This window comes from Halorarius halobius (assembly GCF_024298865.1).
In the GTDB taxonomy this organism is placed as follows: Archaea; Halobacteriota; Halobacteria; order Halobacteriales; family Haloarculaceae; genus Halorarius; species Halorarius halobius.
Map to the genome: position 1 here is coordinate 2,904,997 of NZ_CP101161.1, position 21,404 is coordinate 2,926,400.

Annotated in this window: 22 protein-coding genes; 12 read left to right on the top strand and 10 right to left on the bottom strand. The window is 64.4% G+C overall.

The genetic code is table 11. The features are described 5' to 3' along the window. Window positions 1-8 precede the first annotated feature (8 nt). Genes NL112_RS15555 through NL112_RS15575 form a run of 5 tightly spaced genes read right to left on the bottom strand, consistent with a single transcriptional unit; the run spans window position 9 to window position 5,468 of the window. On the bottom strand, window positions 9-1,751 hold the full coding sequence (locus NL112_RS15555) for an ATP-binding protein (RefSeq protein WP_255149763.1): 1,743 nt from the start codon (window positions 1,749-1,751) through the stop codon (window positions 9-11). Between the two features lie 57 nt (window positions 1,752-1,808). After that, a complete protein-coding gene (locus NL112_RS15560; RefSeq protein ID WP_255149764.1) occupies window positions 1,809-2,084 on the bottom strand; it encodes a hypothetical protein in 276 nt (91 codons plus the stop codon). 42 nt (window positions 2,085-2,126) lie between these two features. Then, complete coding sequence (locus NL112_RS15565) at window positions 2,127-2,537, bottom strand: DUF7979 domain-containing protein (protein WP_255149765.1); 411 nt, start codon at window positions 2,535-2,537, stop codon at window positions 2,127-2,129. A gap of 32 nt (window positions 2,538-2,569) precedes the next feature. Further along, entirely contained in the window at window positions 2,570-3,811 is a 1,242-nt protein-coding gene (dinB, locus tag NL112_RS15570; RefSeq protein WP_255149766.1) for a DNA polymerase IV, read from the bottom strand. Between the two features lie 55 nt (window positions 3,812-3,866). Next, a complete protein-coding gene (locus NL112_RS15575) occupies window positions 3,867-5,468 on the bottom strand; it encodes an FAD-binding oxidoreductase (RefSeq protein ID WP_255149767.1) in 1,602 nt (533 codons plus the stop codon). Window positions 5,469-5,601: 133 nt separating this feature from the next. Between NL112_RS15575 and NL112_RS15580 the strand changes: the two genes are divergently transcribed. Then, a complete protein-coding gene (locus NL112_RS15580; RefSeq protein ID WP_255149768.1) occupies window positions 5,602-6,015 on the top strand; it encodes a cupin domain-containing protein in 414 nt (137 codons plus the stop codon). Between the two features lie 7 nt (window positions 6,016-6,022). Here the strand turns inward: NL112_RS15580 and NL112_RS15585 are convergent, their stop codons facing one another. The 3 genes from NL112_RS15585 to NL112_RS15595 form a co-directional block, all read right to left on the bottom strand. After that, a complete protein-coding gene (locus NL112_RS15585) occupies window positions 6,023-7,093 on the bottom strand; it encodes a guanosine monophosphate reductase (protein WP_255149769.1) in 1,071 nt (356 codons plus the stop codon). Between the two features lie 56 nt (window positions 7,094-7,149). Then, entirely contained in the window at window positions 7,150-7,404 is a 255-nt protein-coding gene (locus NL112_RS15590; protein WP_255149770.1) for a hypothetical protein, read from the bottom strand. A gap of 349 nt (window positions 7,405-7,753) precedes the next feature. Further along, window positions 7,754-8,770: a tyrosine-type recombinase/integrase gene (locus tag NL112_RS15595; RefSeq protein WP_255149771.1), complete on the bottom strand. Its 1,017-nt coding sequence runs from the start codon at window positions 8,768-8,770 to the stop codon at window positions 7,754-7,756. Window positions 8,771-9,364: 594 nt separating this feature from the next. On the opposite strand from NL112_RS15595, the gene NL112_RS15600 reads away from it, so the two are divergent. Further along, a complete protein-coding gene (locus NL112_RS15600) occupies window positions 9,365-9,619 on the top strand; it encodes a winged helix-turn-helix domain-containing protein (protein WP_491543651.1) in 255 nt (84 codons plus the stop codon). 2 nt (window positions 9,620-9,621) lie between these two features. On the opposite strand, the gene NL112_RS15605 is transcribed toward NL112_RS15600, so the two are convergent. Both NL112_RS15605 and NL112_RS15610 read right to left on the bottom strand, forming a co-directional pair. Next, window positions 9,622-10,233: a site-specific integrase gene (locus NL112_RS15605; protein ID WP_255149773.1), complete on the bottom strand. Its 612-nt coding sequence runs from the start codon at window positions 10,231-10,233 to the stop codon at window positions 9,622-9,624. A gap of 149 nt (window positions 10,234-10,382) precedes the next feature. Then, window positions 10,383-10,721, bottom strand: a complete 339-nt coding sequence (locus NL112_RS15610) for a GNAT family N-acetyltransferase (protein WP_255149774.1) — start codon at window positions 10,719-10,721, stop codon at window positions 10,383-10,385. Window positions 10,722-11,142: 421 nt separating this feature from the next. Between NL112_RS15610 and NL112_RS15615 the strand changes: the two genes are divergently transcribed. The 10 genes from NL112_RS15615 (at window position 11,143) to NL112_RS15660 (ending at window position 21,376) form a co-directional block, all read left to right on the top strand. Continuing rightward, on the top strand, window positions 11,143-15,078 hold the full coding sequence (locus NL112_RS15615; protein ID WP_255149775.1) for a carboxypeptidase-like regulatory domain-containing protein: 3,936 nt from the start codon (window positions 11,143-11,145) through the stop codon (window positions 15,076-15,078). Next, window positions 15,075-16,679, top strand: coding sequence for a S8 family peptidase (locus NL112_RS15620; protein ID WP_255149776.1), 1,605 nt, complete (start codon window positions 15,075-15,077; stop codon window positions 16,677-16,679). Before NL112_RS15615 ends, NL112_RS15620 begins: the two co-directional genes overlap by 4 nt. A gap of 2 nt (window positions 16,680-16,681) precedes the next feature. Continuing rightward, window positions 16,682-17,473, top strand: a complete 792-nt coding sequence (locus tag NL112_RS15625; protein WP_255149777.1) for a hypothetical protein — start codon at window positions 16,682-16,684, stop codon at window positions 17,471-17,473. A gap of 144 nt (window positions 17,474-17,617) precedes the next feature. Further along, a complete protein-coding gene (locus NL112_RS15630) occupies window positions 17,618-18,628 on the top strand; it encodes a hypothetical protein (RefSeq protein ID WP_255149778.1) in 1,011 nt (336 codons plus the stop codon). Window positions 18,629-18,640: 12 nt separating this feature from the next. Continuing rightward, a complete protein-coding gene (locus NL112_RS15635) occupies window positions 18,641-19,336 on the top strand; it encodes a hypothetical protein (RefSeq protein WP_255149779.1) in 696 nt (231 codons plus the stop codon). Continuing rightward, window positions 19,333-19,596: a hypothetical protein gene (locus NL112_RS15640; RefSeq protein ID WP_255149780.1), complete on the top strand. Its 264-nt coding sequence runs from the start codon at window positions 19,333-19,335 to the stop codon at window positions 19,594-19,596. Before NL112_RS15635 ends, NL112_RS15640 begins: the two co-directional genes overlap by 4 nt. Then, window positions 19,586-19,993 carry a hypothetical protein gene (locus NL112_RS15645; protein ID WP_255149781.1) on the top strand — a complete coding sequence of 136 codons (408 nt, stop codon included), beginning with the start codon at window positions 19,586-19,588 and terminating at the stop codon, window positions 19,991-19,993. Before NL112_RS15640 ends, NL112_RS15645 begins: the two co-directional genes overlap by 11 nt. Window positions 19,994-20,004: 11 nt before the next feature. Further along, a complete protein-coding gene (locus tag NL112_RS15650) occupies window positions 20,005-20,886 on the top strand; it encodes a hypothetical protein (RefSeq protein WP_255149782.1) in 882 nt (293 codons plus the stop codon). Continuing rightward, window positions 20,883-21,113, top strand: coding sequence for a hypothetical protein (locus NL112_RS15655; RefSeq protein ID WP_255149783.1), 231 nt, complete (start codon window positions 20,883-20,885; stop codon window positions 21,111-21,113). Before NL112_RS15650 ends, NL112_RS15655 begins: the two co-directional genes overlap by 4 nt. Then, on the top strand, window positions 21,110-21,376 hold the full coding sequence (locus NL112_RS15660; RefSeq protein WP_255149784.1) for a hypothetical protein: 267 nt from the start codon (window positions 21,110-21,112) through the stop codon (window positions 21,374-21,376). Before NL112_RS15655 ends, NL112_RS15660 begins: the two co-directional genes overlap by 4 nt. The last annotated feature ends 28 nt before the right edge of the window (window positions 21,377-21,404 follow it).

The following is a 21,404-nucleotide window of genomic DNA, read 5'->3' on the forward strand; positions in this document are numbered from 1 at the left end:
ACGTCGGCTCAGGCTTCCGGCCAGTCCTCGGCCGTCTCCGGCGGCTTCGCGGGCGGTAGCGACTCCTCGATGGCCTCGACGGTCGCGGCCACGTCCTCGTCGTCGAGTCGGTCGTCGTGGTCCTCGACGACGATGTCGCGGATGCGCGTCGTGTAGCCGCCGCGTCCGGCGTGCTCGATGAGTCCCGTGTCGCGCAGGCGCCCGTTGCGCCGGTACGCCTCCGTCCGGGTGGCGTCCCCGCCAGCGGTGACGTGGGCGTCGACGGGTGATGCCGGGCCGTACTCGTGGTAGTGGGCCAGCATCCCTCGGGCGACGGGGTCGAGTTGCTCTATCTTCTCGCGCAGGCGGCCGACCACCGGCCGCTTGCTGTTCGGGACGCCCTCGCCGGGCGCGACGTCCGGTTCCTCGCTTTCCGGCGGGTCGAACGCGCCGTCCCAGTCGGAGTCGTCCACACCGCCGGAGTGGTCGTCGAACTCCGGTTCGACGTCCCCGACGCCGGCGCCGTCGGCCGCCGTCTCGCTCCCGCCGACCATCTCCGCCATCCGGTCGGCGCCGAAGTCCTCGGCGCGGGGCGCGCCCGCGGCGTGGGGGTCGTCGGCCGTCTCGGTCCGTGTCGTCGACGCGTCCGCGTCGTCGGCCGGGTCAGGTGCGTCTCCGGGGTCGGCCACTTCGTCGAGTTCCGCCTGGTAGCCGGTGACGTCCTCGCGGAACGCCCTACCCGTCGCGTGGGCCATCATCGCCCGCGAGAACTGCTCGGCCATCTGCGAGAGGTCGCGCGCCTCCTCCAGTTCGGCCTCGAGTTCCTCGATGCGCTCCTCCTTGTCCTTCAGTTCGAGTTCGAGTTGCTGGACGCGCGACTCGCGTTGCTGTTCCCGCTCGGTTATCTGTTCGAGTTCGCTCATCAAATCCGAGGAGACGGATTTGAGTTCGGGCCGCTCGAAGTCGTCCAGCCCGGGGGTCGCACCCGCGTCGAACGTCTGTTTCCGCTCCATCTGGACCTGCCGGAGCGACTCGTCCCAGTCGCTCATCAGGAAACACTCGCCGTCGCCCAGGTCCTCGATGTCGGACTCGTACTCCGAGCCGAGGATGCGTCCCGCGACCTTCGTGTCGTTCGACCACGTGAGCCGGTGCCAGACGAGCCAGTCGCACTGCGTGATGAAGTCCTTCTTCACGTCCGCGGGCCGCTGGCTGATACCGACGATGCCGAGCCCGTGTTTGCGGCCGCGCTTGCCCACTTTGACGAGCATCCGGCCGCACTCGTCCATCCCGGCGCTCTCGGGGATGAACTCGTGGCACTCCTCGACGAGCATCAGGAACGGCTGTTTCAGCTTCTTCTCCTTGGCGAACAGCTGTTTCGCCACCTCCTTCAGCAGTTCGCGGGCGTCCCGCTCGTCGATGAACGACGAGACGTCGAGGATGATGGGCACGCCCTGTTCGAGCGCGAGGCTCGCCAGTTTCTCGGCGTGTTCGACCGAGACCTGCAGGTCGCACTCCTCGTCGCCGCCGACGTGGAGTATCTCGTACTCCTCCTTGAGGCCGTAGTACTCGCCGTCGATGTCGACGGCCATCAGTCCGTACCCCTCGTCGAGCAGTTTCTCCGCGACCACGCTCGCGGTGTTCGATTTCCCCGACCCGGATTTGCCGGTGATGAACCCGCGGCCGGTCAGCAGGTCGACGATGGGCAACTCCACCTCCCGGCCTGCGTCCGCGCCGTCGCTCACTTCCCCGACGGTGATAGTCTCCTCTCCCATTTGCCCGACACCACCGCCCCGGACCCGATAAATCCGCGTCAGACGGGCGTCACACGGTCAGTCCGCGCGGACGACGAAGTGGTCGTCGTCCTGCTCGACGAGGACGGCCCGCTCGCGCATCTTGACGATGTACCCCGTCGGCTGGCGTTCGAGTTCGTGGTCGGCGTCGACGCGCACGAGGTTGCCGATGACCTGCGCGCTCGGCGGCTTCTGGGCCGCGCCGCAGTCGTAGATGGTGAGGAACTCCCCGCCGTCCTCGGTCTCGTAGACGATGAGGTGGGCGTGTTGCGGGAGCCGCCACCGGCCGTCGCCGGCGGACGGGAGTTTGTTCATGCTCGACGTGGACGCTCCCGCGAGAAAGGCGCTGTGGTCGCGTCAGCGGCGCACGTCGCGTCGCGCCCCGTCGACGATGAGCGTCATGCCGACCAGCGCCACCGCGATTGGGCCGTACGTCCCCTCGCTGTAGTAGTCGAAGACGGTGAAGCGGTCGAACACGTGGAACGTCCCGTTCTTCTTGACCACCGTCGGCGGCACCGGCTCCTCCGTCTCGAAGTAGAGCGTCTCCCCGTCGAGTGCGCTGTCGACGGACTGCCGCTCCTCGGGCGAGAGCGTGTCGTAGTAGACCACGTTCCCCTCGTTTTGCGGGAAAGCGTCTTCCGCGCAGTCGTAGCTGTACTTCCAGTCCTGGTCGTGGAGCGCGAGGAACCCCCCGGCGCCCGCGAACATGACGCAGGCACCGACGAACACCATCGCGAAGTAGAGGCTCGAACGGTCGAAGGGGGACATATCCTCCCGGAGACGACCGGCCTACAAGTGTCTTATCCGTGCGAGAAATCCCCAAGCGAGGTCTGTCCCCGGCGTTGCCGGTCCTCGCCGCCGTCACCCGACCGCTCCCAACCGTCGAGCGAGGCCTGGTCCGCATCCGAGAAGTCGAGATTCGACACGCGCACGCCGAGTTTCCGCACCCGGTCGCCGGAGAACTCCCCCAGCAGGTCCAGCGCGACCGACTCGACCAACTCGGGGTCGTCGACCGGACCGGAAAGCGACTCCGCCCGCGTGTTGACGTCGAACGGCGGCGTCACCACCTTGATGCCGATGGTCTTGTAGAGCGCGTCCTTCGAGCGGGCGCGGGCGGCCACCTCCTCCGCCAGCGACCGGACCAGTTGTCGCTTGCGAGCGGTGTCGGCGGTCGGCTCCAGCGACGACTCCGAGGAGAGCGACTTCGGCTTGCCGACTGGGGTCACCTCCCTGTCGTCGCGGCCCCGCGCGTGGTCGTGAACCTCGCGGCCCCGCGACCCGAACGCCTCGGCCAGGGCGTCGGGGTCGGCGGCCGCCAACTCGCCGGCCGTCTCGACGTCCATCTCTCCGAGCGTCTCCGCGGTGACGGGGCCGACGCCGTGCAACTCCTCGACGGACAGCGGCGCGAGGAACTCCCGAACCTCGTCGGGCCGGACGACGACGAGGCCGTCCGGCTTGTCGTGGTCGGAGGCGACCTTCGCCGTGCTCATGTTGGGTGCGACGCCGACGCTGGCAGTCACGCCGGCGGCCGACGCGATACGCTGTTTCACCCGGCGGGCGAACGCCGCCGGGTCGTCCCACCCGACGCCCGACACGTCGAGATACGCCTCGTCGATGGACACCTCCCGGACCACGCCGTCCTCGCCGTCCGGTCCCCGCCCCTCGACGGCCGCGTGGAGCACCTCGCTCGCGTCGTCGCTGACCGACTCGTAGTAGCTCATGTCGACCGGCCGGTAGAACCCCGCCTCGTCGACCGACAGGTCGTCGTCGCGGGCGGCGTCGACCTTCCGGGGGAGGCGGTCGAGCGCCTGCGTGATGGGCATCGCGCTGTCGACGCCGTACTCGCGGGCCTCGTAGGAGGCGGTGGCGACCGCGCCGATGGAGTCGCCGGGTTCGTACCCCATGCCGACGACGACCGGTTCCCCCCGGAGTGCGGGTTCCCGCAGGCGCTCGCAGGCGGCGTAGAAGCAGTCCATGTCGACGTGGACGACGACGCGCTCCCTGTCCGGTTCCGGGCGTCCGGGCGAGAGCGGTCCCTCCATGGTGGCGGCTCGGAGCGCCACCCGGTTCAACCTTGCCGGAGCGCGGCGGAAGTGGTCACAGGAGCGCGCCCGGGTTCATGATGTCCTCGGGGTCGAGCGTCCGTTTCATCGACCGGAGCGCGTCCAGGTACCCGTCGGGCGCCTCGCGGTGGTAGTGCTCCCGATGGACTCGGCCGACGGCGTGGTGGTGGGTGATGGTCGCCCCGTGCTCGTCGAGCGTGTCGGAGGCCGCACGCTTGATAGCGCGCCACTGTTCGAGTTCGTTGCCCACGTCGGCGGGCGCGAGCAGGGTGTAGTACGGCGCGGGTCCGTCCTCGTACACGTGGGTGAACCGACAGGAGAGGAACCCCGCGCCGCACTGCTCGTTCATCGCCGCACCGACGTTCGCCTCGAGTGCGCGGTGGAGGTCCGGAAACGACTCCCACGTGACGGCCGTCTCGAACGTGTCGACGAGGACGCCCATCGAGACGAGCGCGTTGAACATGTACGGCGCCTCCATGAACGACGAGCGCCACTCCCCCTCCTCGCCCTCGCGGTCGCTCCCCTCGTCGGCGGTCCGGTCCTCGTGGGTTGCGTCGTCCCACGTTCCGCCGTGGCTCTCCGCGATGGCCAGCGCCCGCGACAGCGACTCGCGGGGGACGCCGGTCGCGTCGGTCGACTCGAACCCCAGAAGCAGGAGATGCGAACCGTCGAACGCGAGTTCGTTCAGCATCGCCTCCTCGGCGTTCAGCAGCCGGCAGTTCGCCGGCTGGAGCCGAGCCTGCGCGATCTCCCGGGTAGCGGCGACGGCGTCCCAGTAGTCGTCGAACCGCACGGTCGCCCGCGACCGGTAGGGTGGTCGGGGCTGGACGCGCGCCCAGCCTTCGGTGATGACGCCGAACGCGCCCTCGCTCCCCAGCAGGAAGCGGTTAGGGTCGGGGCCAGCGCCGGAGGCCGGGAGCCGTCGCGTCTCCAGCGTCCCCGAGGGCGTCACTGCGCGCACCGACTCGACGAAGTCGTCGATGTGGGTGTAACGCGTCGCGAAGTGACCCCCGGCGCGTGTGGCGACCCACCCCCCGAACGTCGAGAACTCGTAGCTCTGCGGGTAGTGGCGCAACTGGAGGCCGTGGTCGGCGAGCCCCTCCTGTATCTCGGGGCCGGTCGCGCCCGCCTGGATACGGGCGGCCCGCGAGGTGTCGTCCACCTCCAGCACCGCGTCCATCTCCCGGAGGTCGAGCGAGACGACGCCCGCGTAGCCGTCGCCGTCGCACTCGACGCCGCCGACGACGCTGGTGCCGCCACCGAACGGCACGACGGCGACGCCGTTGTCGGCGGCCCACGCGAGCAGGTCCTCGATGTCGTCCTCGGTTTCGACGTTTGCGACCGCATCGGGGGCGTTCGTGTAGTCGCCGTGGAACCCGCGCACGAGGTCACGATACCCCTTGCCGTAGGTGTGGAGCGCGCGCTCACGGCTGTCGGTCGTGCAGAACGCGAACGGCGGGTCGATAGCGGGGGTGGGCATCGACACGTCCTCGAGCGTCGGATAGTCGAGCAGGGGCCGCTCCGGGAAGCCGAGCATCCCCTCGATGCGCGCCTTCAGTTCGCGGCGCTCGTCGTCGTCGGGGAGCCTGTCGGCCCAGCCCCACGCCCAGAAGGAGCGGCGTCGGTCCTCGGTCATGCTCCGGTGTGTCGCCGGCCGGGAGTTAACGGTTGTTCCTCGGTCGGTCGGCTCCCCACCCCCATGTCGCGGGGGACGCTCGTCACTTCCGGTTGTTGCCATATTTATGAGTCGAGTCGTGCTAACTATTGACATGGAAGTGAGCAGACTGGAGGAACTGGAGCCGAACTGGAACCTGCCGGAGGCGGACGTTCCGGGCCACATGCGGAACATCTGGGTGCACGTCGACGGCGAGACGGGCGCCAGCAACCAGATGCTCGGACTCGCCCGCCAGCCGCCGGGCAACGGGATGCCGGGGTTCCACGAACACGAGGCCGAGGAGACGTACTACGTCCTCGAAGGCAAGGCGGCGTTCTGGACCGACACCGACGAGGAGGTCATCGTGGAGCGCCACGAGAGCGCCTACTTCCCGCCCGGCGAGAAGCACTCGTACCGCAACGCCGGCACCGACGACCTGCTGATGCTGTGGGCGCTGTCCGGCGCCGAGGAGACGATGCGCAAGGAGTACGAGGTGGGGTACGAGGCCGACGACCGCTACGAGCTCTGAGCGGAACTCAGTCGTCGGCGTCCGCGACGGTGTCGACGCCGACGCCCTCCCAGTCGTGGTCGCCGTGGGCGCCCTCGCGCTCCTTGGCGCTGGCGGCGACGCGGATGAACTCGGCGTTCGCCCGCGCACGCTCGATGGTGTGGCCCCCACAGTAGGAGAGACCCGAGCGGATGCCGGCACAGAACTCCTCGACGACCGATTCGAGCGACCCCTTGTACGGCGTCAGGGAGGCGACGCCCTCGTCGGCGTCGACGTTGTTCTCCTTGTCGGAGCGGGCCTCGCCCGCGGCCGTGGAGGCCATCCCGCGGGCCCGCTTGTACGTCGTGCCCTCGTGTTCGACCACGGCCCCCGGTGCCTCGTCGGTGCCGGCGAACAGCGACCCCAGCATCACGGTGTCGGCGCCGGCCATCAGCGCCTTCACCGCGTCCCCGGAGGTGCGGATGCCGCCGTCCGCGATGCAGGTGATGTCGAGCTGGTGGGCCACATCGGCGCAGTCGTCGACGGCCGTCAACTGCGGGACGCCCGCGCCGGCGACCTTGCGGGTGGTGCAGTGGCTCCCCGGGCCGATGCCCACCTTCACGCAGTCCGCGCCCGCGGCGTACAAATCGCGGACGCCGTCGGCTGTGGCGACGTTGCCGACGACGAGGTCGGTGTCGAACTCGTCGCGGAGTCGTTCGACCGCATCCAGGGTCGCCTCGAGGTGGCCGTGTGCCACGTCGACCACGAGCGCGTCGACGCCCGCGTCGACGCAGGCCTCGGCGCGGTCCACGTAGTCCTCGTTGATGCCGATGGCCGCGCCGACCTGTTCGTCAGCGGCTTTCGCGCGGCCGACGGCGTCAGCCTGCTCGTCGACGGTGAGAAAGCGGTGGACGGTCCCGAATCCGCCCGCCGTCGAGAGCGCGATGGCCGTCTCGGCTTCGGTCACCGTATCCATCGGCGCGGACAGCAGGGGGGTCTCCAGTTCGATGCCGGGCGTCAACTGCGTCGAGAGGTCCACGTCGCTTCGGCTCTCGACGGGCGAGCGCTGCGGGACCAGCAACACGTCACCGTAGCTCAGTCCCGTTCGGAGGTCGTCCATACCGCTCTGTCCGAAACGGAGCGACCCACATAACGACTCCGGTTCCGGGAGGCGACTCACTCCGCGGCGTCGTACCGGACGCCCACCGGTCCCGGCGTCGGCTCATACGTCGGATAGGTGTCCCCGACGTACTGCGACAGACAGACGATGTCACAGAAATGGAGGTCGGTAGCTGGCTCGCTGTTGGCCACGTCGCCGGCCCCGATGCGCTGAAACCACGAGAACTCGTCGCCGCTACATCCGCAGTTCGCGCAGGTGACCAGTGTCGGGACGTAGCGGTCCGTCGGCCGGTTGTCCAGCAGTCGGCTCACGGACGGGTTCCACGGCGGTCCGTCCGCAGGCTACGGGTCCGGGTCCCGCGAGACGCGGTCTTTCACGGTTGGTTCCTCCGTGGTCCCCGACACGCGTCGAGCCCTCTAATGTCTGTCCACGCGGCGGCCGCCTGGGCAACACGACGGAATCCAACGGACTCCTGCCGCGGTGCCCGCGGGGAACCGGCGCTCCACCGGTGCGACACCGGCCGACGGACCCCCGTCGAGCGGCGGTTTCTCGACTGGGGGTCTTACTAAAGGTTGAAAGACGGAATGGGGCCGGAGGGCTAGCCGCCCCTGACGATTCTTCGGGTCTCGGGTCGTGTCGCTGGTGATATCACTCATGGTTTCAGTTTTCTGTAATGTCTAAGTTCTCGGTGTACTGTCGACGCCGCTCGAGCTCCTGGTCGGCATCGGCCTTGTCGTAGTACTTCTCGATCGTGTCCGCGGTCGCGTTGACGCGGGTAGCGGTCTCCTCAATCGGAACCCCACGGTCTCGGTGCCAGGTTATCGACCCGGTCCGAACAGCATGGGGCGAGCGGGAGGAGGGGCACTTGCTCGAGTGGGTCCGCTCCCGAAACAAACACTCTCTCGGGCGCTCTCCGTGGGGACATTCGCGATAAACGCATGGTTGGGTGGCAAGGTAGGATTTCGACTGAATCGTCGCGACGGACGGGCGATCTTGCCGAAATGAAAGCAACGGCTCTCGTCCGTATTCATCCCGCTTCTGATACCTCTCTCGGGCAATATACTCGTCAATGACCTCACAAACAGTTGGAGAGAGCAGGACAGTACGCTCGCCGTCGTCGCCTCTCTTGAGGCGAGTCCCGGACTCGGGTCGGTTGACGAATGTAAGAGTCCGCTCCTCCGGGTGGTAGTCCTCGAGGTCAAGTGCGCGAATCCCGCCTCGACGACAACCTGTATGCCAGAGAATCTCGAGAACGACATGGCGATCGGTGGCACGGTCGCGAGCACTATTCCGATAGTAGTCCAGTAAGGCGAGAGCGTCCTCGGCGTTGAGCATGTCGTCGCTCGTCGCGTCCTCCTTGGAAAGCGTAGGCACGGCCTCAGCCGCTGCCTCCCCGACCTCGTCGTCGACGCCCCCGATACGGACGAGGTAATCAACGAACTGCTTGAGGGTCATCATGGAGCCCCTCAGCGTTGACGGAGCGATCTTCTCGCCAGAGCGAACGGTGTCGTTCTGTCTATCCTGGCGGAATAGTTCAATGTCCCATGGAGTGAGCTCTCCGACCTCCTCGACTTGCTCGTTGGCGCACCAAAGGAGGAACCGAGAAATGTTGCTCTTGTAGTCGCGGACCGTTTCATCTGTCCACCCCTCTCCAGTACGTCCGTCGTCGAGCCACATTTCGGCGGCCTCATCGGGAGGTAGTTCAGTAGGGCTCTCAGAACGTCGGCGACTCATTGCACCAACCCCCTTCCCTCGGTTGGGTCCTCGAGTAGACGAATCTCCCCTCGCGTTTTCGGTTGTGACACCATACGAGGTGAGAATTTTTGACCGGGCTTAGCACCGATGGGGTGCTTTCCAATTTTTCCGAAACCCTCGAAATGCCAAGGGTTAAAGGTTGAGAGCGGAGCTCCTGCCTCAATACCGTATCTTCCGTTTCTGTCCGATTTCGTTGTGTGTCCAGCGAGCCTTTTAATGCCCGCCGAGTTTTGGCTTATCACAGAGGCTAACACCTACCGAGCCTCACATCGTGGGCCGGGTGACCCCCCACCCGGCTCGATCCCCTTTTCAGCAAGACCAACCCGGAAGTGCAGAGCACCGGGAGGCCCACGAGATATTGGCTCTGACCTACAGCGTTGTATGCCAACCTCTTAGTTGTTACCCACGAATCTGTATGCGAGACATACAGCATGAATGCCGGGAAAATCTTGATGAAAATACTGATAGAGCAGGCGAACCGCCTCGATGGAAGTGAGAGTCCAACTGGCCTCGTGGATGACTCCAGTTGATAGAGCGATTCTGGAGCGGTTGCTGAATGAAGGAAACGTGGAGCTGGTTCTGACTCCTGCGCTGATTGCAGACAATACCGACTACGCTCGACCGACGGTACGAGAACACATGGCAGTCCTTCAGGAGAAGGAACTCGTCGAGTACTATGACGAGGCTCGGGCGGTGTATCAACTCTCTGAGAAAGGACGAGAGTACATTACTGGTGGTCTACCTGCGGACGACTTAGAAGACGACGAATAGAGCTACAGCGATACAGCTCTCATCTGACGAATGATATTCTCCTCAGTTGGAGCCGCGAGATAGGGCTCGATCGCGTCGTATGAACTCCAACCTCCGAGAGCCATGACAATGCGGGGTGAGACGTTCTCTTCGACGAGAAGATAATTGGCCCAACAGCGCCGGAGGTCGTGGCTTGATACTTTCTCATAATCTTCGTCTCCTGTTTCTCTCGCTGCTGCCGAGCTCGCCCGTTCGACCCAACCCTGGACAGTCCGTTTCGCGTAGGACACGATCGCATCGTCTGGACCAATCTCATTTATCGGCTGTTGGACGACCTGGTTGATGCGCGCCTCGAGGTCGACGGGGAGCCAGGTCTCGCGGTACTTCCCCCCGTCATGCTCACCGGTAGTGTCCTTCCCACCGGTCACGGCGAGTTTATAGTGACGACCGTCGGTACGTCGAGAAATGTCACTCGGGGTAACGTCAAGTACCTCAGCGACTCTGAGCCCACAGTCACCCATCAGTCGGAGAGCGATCTCCTCAATCGGACCCGTCGCTTGGCGGGGTATCTCATGGTATTCCGTTCTGTTCATCCACACGTTCCAGCTACCGTCTTTGTTGCGTTCGGTCCGCATCGGTATTCACGTTCACCAAGAGAAGTGTGCAGATTGAACCCTTCGCTGGAAACATCGGGACTCCTGAAACGACGAAATTCGGGAGAATTGGTGCAGAGCCCGTCGACGGCTTGCACGTTTCTATACAAACATGAATCCCCGCGAATCCGTCAGAGAGGTTTGACCCAACAACTACGATACCAGTTTGGGTTGTCGATCTCCCTGCGGAAATTGTACTCACTCGGATTCTTTATCCGTTCAAACCCGAGTTTTTTCAAGATGTACTTCATCTCCTGGGAGGTTGCAGGTGTCGTAGTAACTTCCGAGTACCCCTCTTCTTTGCAGGACTCAATCCAGACTTTCAGGGCCTCGGTCCCATACCCCTCGCCTCGATTGTCTGGGTTTACTTCTATCGACTCAAGGTGATTTTCAACATAGCGAAACCGTCCGATTTTCTCACCGTTCTTCAACAGGTCGTACTCCTCTCCAATCTCGATAGTCCTACTCACTTCTCGGGGAAGTGGATGGTCAATGTCTTCTCTTGCCGATCGTATCTCATGTCGACGAGGTCACCCTCTTTCCCTGCCTCGAGTCCGACCTCATCGCGGACCTTCGATGGTATGCGGACGGCGGTTCCATCGCGTCCATTTTGGATTACCGACCTACCGATGAAGTCTGCATGACGTAACATGTTCTAATTCACGGGACTGTCGGATAATAAGTGTTTAACTGGAAACAACAACGAGACCAATTGGCTATCATACTGGGATAAGCAACCGTCCCAGAGGATAATGCTGTATTTAGGCCAGTATTTGAAAATCTGTTCCAAATTCTCGGTATGCCTAGATTTCCGTGGGACAATGAAAATGAGGGCGCGGAGTTATACGAGCGACGCTGGACGGACTGGCGACACATCGACGGAGGTCGCGCATGAGCAAGAGGCGACGTCGCCTCGAGCTCGTCTCACTCTCCTCCGCGGCGCTCGTCGCGTTCTTGACGCGCTGGTACGTCGGCGCGTACACGGCGACCGAGCTCAACCCGCTCGTCGGCTACCTGGTCGAGCCGTTCGGGTGGACGGCGTACGCGGTCGCGAAGGTCGGCGCGGTCCTCGTCGCGATCGTGGCGCTCGAGGTCGCGTCGACATGGGAGTACGACGGCAACCGGCGCTGGTCCTGGTCGTACTTCTCTGAGGTTGGAGCCGGGTGGGTCGCTTTTCTCTCGGTCGCGAATCTTCTCCATGACGTCGTCTCGGCTTCTCACGTTGGTATTCCTCCTGGTCCTCCCGTCAACGCGCTCGTCGGGTACGCGCTCATCCTCGCTGGTCTCCTGGTCGCGAGTTACGGTCGACGCGAGCTCCTCGAGAGCTCGAGGACAATCGCCAACCAGGTATCCGAGCGAGCAACAAAAGGCCAGGGTCACAAGGTCGCGGCGGCGATCGCGGCGATTCTGGTAGTTACGTCAGGGCTCGGCGGTATCTCACTCACTCAGAATTATTCGGCGGTTCAAAATGCGAGTGCGGCTGGTACAGTTGTCGAGGATTTCGATGATGGCACGTCAAGTCTTAGTGCGGCTACAATTACGAGCGAGTCAATAAATGGGCCGTATGGTGGGAATTATACTGGCGGTCCGAGCGGCGTCAATTTTGGCTCGACTACCTCCGACGTATATTCGTTTTGGATAAAGAGGCCCTCCAATCAATCTGGAGAAGCTTACCCTGACTGGGCGGGGGTGAACGGGAGAGGGGCGAGTCTCGTAATCCACGAGAATAACGAGCTCGGACAAGCATATGAGGCAAACACATTTGTTGATACTCGAGAGGGAGTATTTCTTCCCGATAATGAATGGGCAAGGGTCGACGTTCGCCCAGACTTCGCAGCAGATACATTTACTGTTGAGGTTTATAACAAAGATGGCTCGCTGAGAGGTTCGTTTTCTAAGAGTTTCGGACGCGACGTAACCGCAATCGACACGTATGAAGGGGAAAATCAGGGAGAGTACTACATCCTCGACGAGATACGATATGGTGGGACGTATTCTTCGGGATACACGGTTTCAGGAACAGTCTCAGGACCGGAGGGACCGATAGAGGGGGCAACGGTCTCTGATGGAAATGGAAACAGTACGACGACGAACGCGTCGGGCGGTTATTCGTTTACGCTCCAAAATGGGACGTACGACCTGACGGCGGACGCTGGCTCGGGGTACACAACGACGACGGAGACGGTGACGGTCGACGGCGGTCCAGTCACGCAGAATTTCACCGTCGGCGGCAATCTCCAGGGGACGGTTACGAAGAAAGAGGGCGGGGCTTGTGCGGATTGTACGGTCGAGCTCTGGCTCATGGCGGACGCGAATACGACGACCGACACCGGCCAGACGGTCCAGGAGGCTCAGGAGGACACCATAGAGACGCTCTCGAGGTCGGTCCCTCGCGACCTCTATGAGGAGGACCTCGACGTCCTCAACGCGGAGCGGTACACCGGAGACAACGCGGGGAAACAGGTCCTCGTACACACGTACGGGGACTGGTACGAGGACGGTGAGCCGTTCGGTGACGCCTCAACAGGATACGGGACGGTCGGGGAGGGGCTCGACACGCCGGTCCGTCAACTCGAGCCGGACAAGAAGTACGCGTTCAGCATATGGGACCGGACGCGGGACCCGACGCTCGAGGACGGAGTTGACCAGCAGGTCGAGCCGGGTGTCTCGAGCTCGGGGACGATCGTCGTTGAGCGTATCGGACCTGGTAACTCGACTATCAGCAAGAGCGAGCATGAGACGGGTCCGATTGTCAAGACCGGGACGGGCAACCTATTCACGGTAAAAACCCATGAGGCGGCTGGTATCGCGCTCCCGGAAGGGTACTATAAGGTGTACCCCAAGAGCGGCGGCAACCCGGTGTACTATCGGGTCGGTCAACCCGAGAAGATACCGCGGTCCATCCCGGATACGGACCTCCAGGACGCGGAGAACACTACGGCGGCGATCGCTCAGGAGGTCCAGGACAAGGTCGACGCGGGAGCCATGCAACGAGTGACGGTCCAGACGGACGCTAACGGCAAGTTCTCGTACTCGGTCCCAGACGGGTACTCGACGGTCTCCATTACGGTATTCGACGGGAGAGGGCTCCTGTCGGGTATCAACGACCCGTCGCTCTCGGACCTCCGCTCACAAATCAAGAGCCAGAATTACAACGGCTCTATCTACATGAGCACGTCTCCGAAAATCGTCCATCCACCAGACCAGGACGTCCAGATAACGGTCGTTGAGATTAAGCGACCGACGCTCTCGGACCTCGCGGACTACTTTGACCAACTCGCATGGCTCGAGGACCTCCTCAACACGGAGGCGTTTGGAAAAATCCAGTCGCTCTTTACGGACCCGCTCGGGTCCGGTGAGACGACGCTCAACGAGCTCCTCGACACTCGCGACCGGCTCGCGGGGACGATCGACGGCAACGAGCAACTCCGCGAGCGGTACAACGAGCTCGCGGAGGAGCGCGGGTTGCCTCCGCTGAGTGACGAGGACCTCACTCGCGAGGAGGTCCAACGGCAAATCGGAGCCATGCAGGAGGTGTTGTTTAACCTCCAGGACACGACAGACGGCGACTCGACGCCAGGGACGACGTCTCCGACTATTCCGGAGGTCGACACGACTCCCAACGTCAACGTCGGCGGGACGACGGTGACGATTGAGATACCGACGAGCGAGGACCTCAACACGTCGGAGAGCGCGCCGTCGGTCGTCTGTCAGGAGCCGACGGGCTCGACGCGGTGGGTCAACGCGAGCAACGTCTCCGTCGAGGAGGGCTTGACGGGTGACTCGCTGGTTATCCAGGAGGTCCTCTCCAACCAGACGGCGGGCTGTAATTACCTGTGGTTCGCTCCGACGGAGGACGGCGGCGACGGCGTGGTCCCTGGCGGCGACGAGGACGAGAGTCCCGGAGTCGTCCGTGGCGGCGTCAACGTCCCCAACCCGTCGTTTGACGGGACGATCCCGGAGCTCTCGAGCATCAACGTCAACACCATGCGACCGGGTCCGGACGAGACGGTCACGGTCGGGGTGACTCCGACGGAGACGTCCTCGTACCAGTCGCTCAACGGCGCGACGGTGTACGGACCGGACGGCTCGAGTCTCCCGACGACGCTCGACGGGAGCAAAGTCGAGTTTACGACCAACGGCGCTGGTTCGCACCTGGTCAAGCTCAACGTCTCGGACGGCTCGAGCAACTACATAGAGACCTTCCGGGTCAAGGCTGGCAACTCGTCGGTCGACTATCCCGCGAGCGTCCGGGTACACAACGGCGTACTCGGTCGGACGGCGATCGCTGGCGACGGCGTCGAGTCCGCGGAGGTCTCGACGGACGCGGGCGGGTCGGAGGCGCGAATCACGGCACGCGTCAACGGCCAGGACCCACCGAGCGAGCTCCATGTCCATGCGAGGGACCTCTCCGGGCTCCAACAGGACGTCTCGGTCTCGGTGGTTGACGAGACGGACGACTCGCGGGTCTCGAGGAGCATCCAGGTCAAGTTGCACCTCAACCGGCTCCAGGACTCGGCGCTCGTCCGGGTCAACGGCAACCCGATTGACACGGAGGCGAATAAGTGGGGTGAGGTCGAGCACTTCTCGAGCTCGACGCTCATCAACACGTACACGGAGGACGGGACGGTCGACGTCTCCGTCAACAACAACCCGAGCTTTGTCGACCGAGCGTGGTTCTTCGCTCAGTCGGTCTATCAGGACCTCCCGCTCCCGTCGCTCGGAGTCGTGGTCCTCGAGTCGCCGTCGGTCATGGCTGAGGTCGTCGGGAGCGTCGACGTCGGACCGCTGGCTGGTCTCGTCAACGCTCAGGAGGTGGTCGCATGAGGCGAGTCCTCGCGATCGTCCTCGCGACGCTCCTCGTTACGTCCGCGGTCGGCGCGGGCGTGGTCGCGGGAGCCCCGTCGAGCTCGAGCGAGGACGTCCTCGCGGACGAGGTGACGAGTAACCTCTCCTGGTGGGGAGGCTGGAGTCCATCGGACGACGTCGTCCGGTACGGCTCCAACGGGTACGCTGGCTGGTTCGTCCAGTACGAGAACGGGTCGAGCGGCGACGTCGAGGCGTGGGTTGAAGCCTCGAGTAAGCGGACGATTCGCTCGCATGACGCGGACTCGCGGACGTACCTGATTAGCGCGCCGTTCTCGTCGGTCGCGGGAGCGTCGCTCTGGTCGACTCCGCTCGCGGAGGAGGGGTACGTCGAGCGTATCGGCGTCAACCGTCGGGTCTCGGTCGACCCTATCCCGACGTCCGAGCTCATGGACAAGGAGGACTGGAGTCGTCCGAGCGGCGGGTGGCTCGCGACGTACGGCGGTTGGAAAGGCTCGTTTGAGGCGGACGGCGCGGCGTGGGGCTCGGAGGTCAACCGCTCCTCGCTCGCGGACGTCCGCTCGAGCATCCGCGCGGACGAGGTCGCCGGCAACGGCTCGGGGATTCGCGTCGCGGTCCTCGACACCGGACTGGATTACGACGAGGACCTCCATGAGGACCGAGTCGTCGCGGGGAAAAACGTCCTGACCAACGAGACGCTCAACACCAGCAAGAGCTACCAGAACCGGAGTTACGACCTCCTCGCGGACGGCTCCTCGAGCAATCACGGGAGTTGGGTCGCGACGGCGATCGCCGGCAACGGCTCGGGTCCCAACGGGACGGGTATCGCTCCTGGCGCTGAGCTCGTCCCGGTCAAGGTCCTCGCGGACGACGGGAGCGGGACGACCGCGGACATAGCGAGCGGACTCGAGTACGCTTGTGGAGAGGCGGACGCGGACGTCGTCTCCATGTCGCTCGGGAGTCCGCTCGAGTCGACCGCAATCCAGAACGAGATTCGGGAGTGCCTCCAGGACGAGGACGTCTCCGCGATCGTCGTCGCGGCGGGTAACAACCGCATGACGACCCGGTACGTCCAGAGTCCGGGCGACGACCCGAACGTTATCTCGGTGGCGGCGTCGGACTCGCGCTCCATCAACGAGAGCGAGTCGGCGTACTTCTCCGCGGTTGGTCCGGACCCGTCGACGGACGTCAACCCGACGGTCGCGGCTCCTGGTTTCAAGGTGAGCGCAACGGTCGCGGACGGCAACCGGACGCTCTCGGGGACGAGCATGGCGACACCGGTCGTTTCGGGAGTCGTCGCGCTGACGCTGGAGGCGAACCAGGACCTCGTCGGCAACCCGGTTGAGCTCCAGACGTACCTCGAGGACCGAGCGGACCCGATGCCTGAGGCTGGCGTCACGGAGGTCGGCGCTGGTCGCGTCGACGCGGTCAACGCCGTCGAGGACGTCCAACCCGACGAGAGCCAGGAGTCGACGCAAGGCGCGGACGCGGACGCTCGCGACGACGGCAACCAGGCGCTCGCGGGCTCACCCTGGCGCGCGTTCTCGGTCGACGTCCCGGACCTCTCGCTCGAGACCAACGCGACGCCGGTACTCGGGTGACAATGGAGGGGCCAACTCGTCGGGACGTCCTCCGGGCGGGGACGGGAGCGACGGCGCTCGCGATCGTCGGCTCGACGGCGTCGGCGGAGACGTCGCGACCGGCTGGCGGCGAGTTTACGCAAGAGTCGGAGACGCGGGCGACGGTGACGTACTCGAGTGGTCGCGAGATAGTCCTCGAGTACGACGAGGCGGCAATCCAGGAGTACCAACCGCAACTCGTCCTCCAGGAGGTCGACCCGGAGCCGATTGCGTTTCACGCGGTCCATGCGTCGGACTCGGAGAGCTCGCTCAACGCGGTGTACGGCTGGACGTTGTACTCCCACCAGGAGGGCGTCTCGAGCGCGGACTCGCACCTCGGAGACCATGAGCCGGTTATCGTCTGGTACGACGAGACGACCGGAGAGGTCGCTCGCGTCGACTACGCGGCGTACCATTGGTTTCGGGGGTCGGCTCGTCCCGACGTCCTCCAGTACGCGGACCGAGCGGACCGGCGACCGATGCTCCGCGTCGACCCGACGTACCACCATTATTACCTCTATCAGGGGAGTTGGCCGGGAGAACGGCTCCAGACGGAAAACCTCCTCTCGAGCATGAGCGGCTGGCTGAGCAACGGGCTCGAGGAGTCGCTCGCGGTCTCGCAACCGTGGGACCCGTGGGATATGCTCGGACGAGAGACCTGGTGGCGACACACTCGCGGCAACTACGTTGACGCGCTCCTCAAGTCGCTCTGGTTCAACCTCGGGCTCTCGGGAGCGACGTCGACGGCGGACGTCGAGGAGGTCCAGGTATGGTAACGAGCTCGCGAGCGCCTCGAGCGCGGGCTCGGTGGTCCGGTGGGTGGTTGCCTCCGCCGGTCCCCCCGCCAGGGAGTCGCTGAGAGGCGACGCTGGCGGCTCGTATCGGCACTCAACCAACTCAAAACCAACACACAACACACAATGCACGACAAGATTCGGAGGGTCCTGGCGGCTCTCGCGGTCGCGATGCTCCTGACCTCCGCGGTCGGAGCGGGCGCGGCGGCGATCGCATGGGACACCTCAGGTACGGACGCAACGACGACAACCTCAGACGTCGACACCACAACGACGAGCATCGACGTCTATTACGGCGATTCTGGTAACTCGACCTGGTTCGAGGTCAAAAACGCGACGACCGACAACCTGACGCTCAGAATCACGCCGGCTCAGGACGGCGTCGACTACGTGGTCTATGAGAACACGTCCGCGGAGACGACGGACGCGACCAACGGCCACTACGCTTTCAACGTCTCGCATGACGAGCTCGGGGACGCGCCTCGAGACGTCGACGGCGCGAGCTACGACGTCCAGGTTATCAACCAGACGAGCGGCGACGAGGTCCTCAACGCGACCGGCGTCACGTTCTCCAACGCTGGCGACGACCCGAAGGCGGTCATGATCGTCACGGACGAGACGACCGAGAACGGCGCGGCCATGACGTCGCTCGTCGCGGACCGACTGACGATCGAGGAGAAGGAGAGCGGTTTCCTCGGCGTCTCCTCGTCGGACCTCGCGTTTTGGTCTGACGACGAGAACGACTCGGACTCGGTCGCGACCTGGAGCGGGTACACGACTGTCGACGGGACCAACACGACCGTCGACGTCGTCATGGACAACTCGAGCGCGGCGGACGCGTACGACGCGGCGGCTGACTCGACCGAGAGCGGCGAGTGGATGACGGGAGCGACGATCTTCGTCAACGGTATCCCGCACAAGGTGTACGACACGGAAGCCCCGGAGGACGCGGAGGGGACGACGGTCGTTTACAACCCTGACTCGGACACGCTCACCGTCAACCCGTCGGGTGAGGACTACGAGGAGGTCCGGACGCTCAACATCCGCGGGACCGGTAACTCCGGGTACGCGTTCGGGACCATGTGGTCGGCGTTCGGCGCATGGGACGCAACCGCGGCGACGGTCCCGTACGTCTGAGGTGAGCCAGTAGTGGCTCGCTTTTCGCTCCGCGCGCTGGTCGCGATCGTCGTTATCGTTACGGGGGTAACTACAACGGCGGTCGTCGCTCCGGCGGCGGCTCAGACGGACACGGAGGACCGAATCCTCGAGGGCGTTTTCGGGGACGACGGTGAGACGTCGGTCTCCGACTACGCTCGCGCGGGTTGGGCGCTCGCATCGGGAGCGGCGGACCGAGCTCGACATTGGACGTCGAAACGGGTCCCGTCGTTCCTCGCGGAGTCCGTCCCGGCGCTCGCGCCAGAGGAGACGTCCGCGGTCGAGGAGGCGTCGGCGGTAACGACGTACTACAACAGTCACAACGAGACGCTCGAGGCGTACGTCAACGAGCGCGGCAATTTCACCGGGAATCACACGGTCAAGGTGACATGGAAACTCGACGGTGAGGAGGAGACGCGGTACGTCCTGGCGAACGAGTCGGGCGGAGACGTCTCGACTCGCATGGTCGAGTCGACCAACCGGACGGCGGACGAGACCGTCACGGTATGCGGATTCGCGGCGGAGTCCTCGTACGAGGAGCTCCAGCACTTTGTCGAGGAGTACGCGGAGCCGAACGAGGACCTCGACGCCTCGTACCTGGCTCGACTCAAAGGACGATACGGAGACGACGTCGACACGTCGCTCTATCCGTCGTCTGGCGAGTGCTCCGGAGGTGACTCGAGCTCATGAGCGTCGAGACACGACTCGCTCGGGAGTACCTCCAGGACGGAGCGACACACGTCGCTCGGTTCCTGGTCCTCTGGGTCGTAATCACGGTCTCCGGGAGTCTCGGGCTCGGAGCGTTCGGTCTCGTATTCTGGACGGGGTTCAACGTATTCTCGCTGTTGACGATTACAACAACCGTACTTCTCGGAGCGGTTGCGGGACTCCTCCCGTCGCTGGTCTTGACGATCGCGTGGCGGTCGTCGGAGGTGGCGTATGCCAGGTAAGCGAGCTCGCGAGGTCGTCTCGCGGACTCGAGACGGTGTCGAGGACCAGGCTCGAGGGACGGCGCGAAACGCTCGGGGACTGGCGGACTCCTTCGCGCTGGACGAGGTCCTCCCGAACGGAGTGGTCTCGTTCTTGCAGGAGCTCTTGTACCTGATACCTCGAGCCGCGGGTCGCGGGACGACGAGAGAGCAAGTATTCTCGAGTGTGACGCTGATTATTATCGCGATCGTCGCGACACCGTTTACTCTCGGCTGGTCGCTCGTCCTGGCTATTCCGCCGGCAATCGGGCTCCTCGTTGGGCTCTGGCGGCTCGTACCGTGGGTCAACGACCGGTTTGAGTCGGCTCGCGGAAACAAACTCCGAGATAGAGACGTCCCACTATGGAAACGAGACTAACCTGGATTATCATGGTCATGCTACTTACGGCGACGGTTGCGGTCCCGGTCCCGGTCTCGAGCTCGACGTCCGCGGCGACGGCGTCGGAGTGCGACCAGTCGGTCCGACATGACGCGTTTCGGACGGACGAGGCGGTCGAGACCTTCAACTCGACCGGGAAGGTAGCGAGCCGGGTCCAGAATACGCTCGTCTCGGTCGAGGACGCGACCGGCTTCGTCCGGTTGCGAGCCGAAAACCCCAACGGGTATTGCGTCTCGTACGAGGTGACGATCGCGAGCGACGTCGTCTCTCCCGCGGACCTCGGGACGGTCTCGAGTAACTCGGAGGAGCATGACGCGCGCTGGCGGGCGGCTCAGAATCTCTCGAGCGGCGTGGTCTATACGCGAGTGACGTTCTCGCTCCCGGCTGGAGCCAACGCGACGTTTGCTCCGTCGTCGGTCCGCGTCGAGTCGCTCTCCTGGACGGGAGCGGCTCGTCGCGAGGGCTCGGGAGTCCTCTCCGGTATCTCGGACTGGTGGGGCTCGGACAAACTCGAGAAAAAGACGTACGAGATACGACCGACGCGAGACGCCTCGCGTATCACGGTCGACCTCGAGAACGACGGGCAACGCGTCGAGGAGTGGCAGGCGAGTTACACGGTCGACGGTGAGACTCGCGAGGTCACTCAGGACGCGAGCGAGCCGGTGTACTACACGGAGAGCGCGGACTCGGTGACGTTTCACTTCTCGGACGAGGCTCGAGCCGGCGACGGTCAGGTCACGTTTACCGCGGACCCGAATCCGCTCGACAAGGCGAGGTACTCCGCGGAGCGGTACATCGGCGGGATAACCCGCGGTGTCGACATATTCGAGGAGCTCCCTTTCACGGTCGACGGAGGTGAGGCGGTCGCATGACGAGCGCCTTTACATACGTTGTTTGGGGAGTCGCGTTACTCCTCCTCATCCCGGTCCTGTTGTCTCCCGCGGGTTGGGCTTTCGCGCTCGGTCTCGTCATACTCTGGCTCGCGGTGACGTACGGCGGTCGCGAGCTCCTCGACATGGAGAAGAAACGTCGACAGGGAGAGCGCGGGAAAATGTACGAGGTCCGGTCGCGCCTCGAGCGCGAGGAGGGAGGACGGTGAGTACGGTCCTCGCGGTCCTCGCGATCGTCGGCGCTCTCCTGGCCGGCTGGTACGCGTATCGTCGTCTCGGCCAGGGACCGGCGGACGCGACGTACGACGCCGTCGGGTTTCTGAGCGCGACGTTCTGGATACTTGCTGGTGTATTCGCGATCGTTGGAGGCTTCGTTATCATCGGGATTGTAATCCTCCTGATAGCCTCGTACATCTGGCTGGCGAAGGGCGCGGCAACCAAGAAGCGGCTCCGTAAGCGAGTCGCGGAGTGATTCTTACGATTCATGACACAACACAACA

What these genes read in the sequence shown, in the direction of transcription:
- NL112_RS15650 (WP_255149782.1), top strand. Translation starts at nt 20,005, where the DNA reads ATGGTCATGCTACTTACGGCGACGGTTGCGGTCCCGGTCCCGGTCTCG.
- dinB (WP_255149766.1), bottom strand. Translation starts at nt 3,811, where the DNA reads ATGGAGGGACCGCTCTCGCCCGGACGCCCGGAACCGGACAGGGAGCGC.
- NL112_RS15555 (WP_255149763.1), bottom strand. Translation starts at nt 1,751, where the DNA reads ATGGGAGAGGAGACTATCACCGTCGGGGAAGTGAGCGACGGCGCGGAC.
- NL112_RS15595 (WP_255149771.1), bottom strand. Translation starts at nt 8,770, where the DNA reads ATGTGGCTCGACGACGGACGTACTGGAGAGGGGTGGACAGATGAAACG.
- NL112_RS15625 (WP_255149777.1), top strand. Translation starts at nt 16,682, where the DNA reads ATGGAGGGGCCAACTCGTCGGGACGTCCTCCGGGCGGGGACGGGAGCG.
- NL112_RS15630 (WP_255149778.1), top strand. Translation starts at nt 17,618, where the DNA reads ATGCACGACAAGATTCGGAGGGTCCTGGCGGCTCTCGCGGTCGCGATG.
- NL112_RS15645 (WP_255149781.1), top strand. Translation starts at nt 19,586, where the DNA reads ATGCCAGGTAAGCGAGCTCGCGAGGTCGTCTCGCGGACTCGAGACGGT.
- NL112_RS15620 (WP_255149776.1), top strand. Translation starts at nt 15,075, where the DNA reads ATGAGGCGAGTCCTCGCGATCGTCCTCGCGACGCTCCTCGTTACGTCC.
- NL112_RS15580 (WP_255149768.1), top strand. Translation starts at nt 5,602, where the DNA reads ATGGAAGTGAGCAGACTGGAGGAACTGGAGCCGAACTGGAACCTGCCG.
- NL112_RS15655 (WP_255149783.1), top strand. Translation starts at nt 20,883, where the DNA reads ATGACGAGCGCCTTTACATACGTTGTTTGGGGAGTCGCGTTACTCCTC.
- NL112_RS15600 (WP_491543651.1), top strand. Translation starts at nt 9,365, where the DNA reads ATGACTCCAGTTGATAGAGCGATTCTGGAGCGGTTGCTGAATGAAGGA.
- NL112_RS15585 (WP_255149769.1), bottom strand. Translation starts at nt 7,093, where the DNA reads ATGGACGACCTCCGAACGGGACTGAGCTACGGTGACGTGTTGCTGGTC.
- NL112_RS15560 (WP_255149764.1), bottom strand. Translation starts at nt 2,084, where the DNA reads ATGAACAAACTCCCGTCCGCCGGCGACGGCCGGTGGCGGCTCCCGCAA.
- NL112_RS15640 (WP_255149780.1), top strand. Translation starts at nt 19,333, where the DNA reads ATGAGCGTCGAGACACGACTCGCTCGGGAGTACCTCCAGGACGGAGCG.
- NL112_RS15575 (WP_255149767.1), bottom strand. Translation starts at nt 5,468, where the DNA reads ATGACCGAGGACCGACGCCGCTCCTTCTGGGCGTGGGGCTGGGCCGAC.
- NL112_RS15605 (WP_255149773.1), bottom strand. Translation starts at nt 10,233, where the DNA reads ATGCGGACCGAACGCAACAAAGACGGTAGCTGGAACGTGTGGATGAAC.
- NL112_RS15615 (WP_255149775.1), top strand. Translation starts at nt 11,143, where the DNA reads ATGAGCAAGAGGCGACGTCGCCTCGAGCTCGTCTCACTCTCCTCCGCG.
- NL112_RS15565 (WP_255149765.1), bottom strand. Translation starts at nt 2,537, where the DNA reads ATGTCCCCCTTCGACCGTTCGAGCCTCTACTTCGCGATGGTGTTCGTC.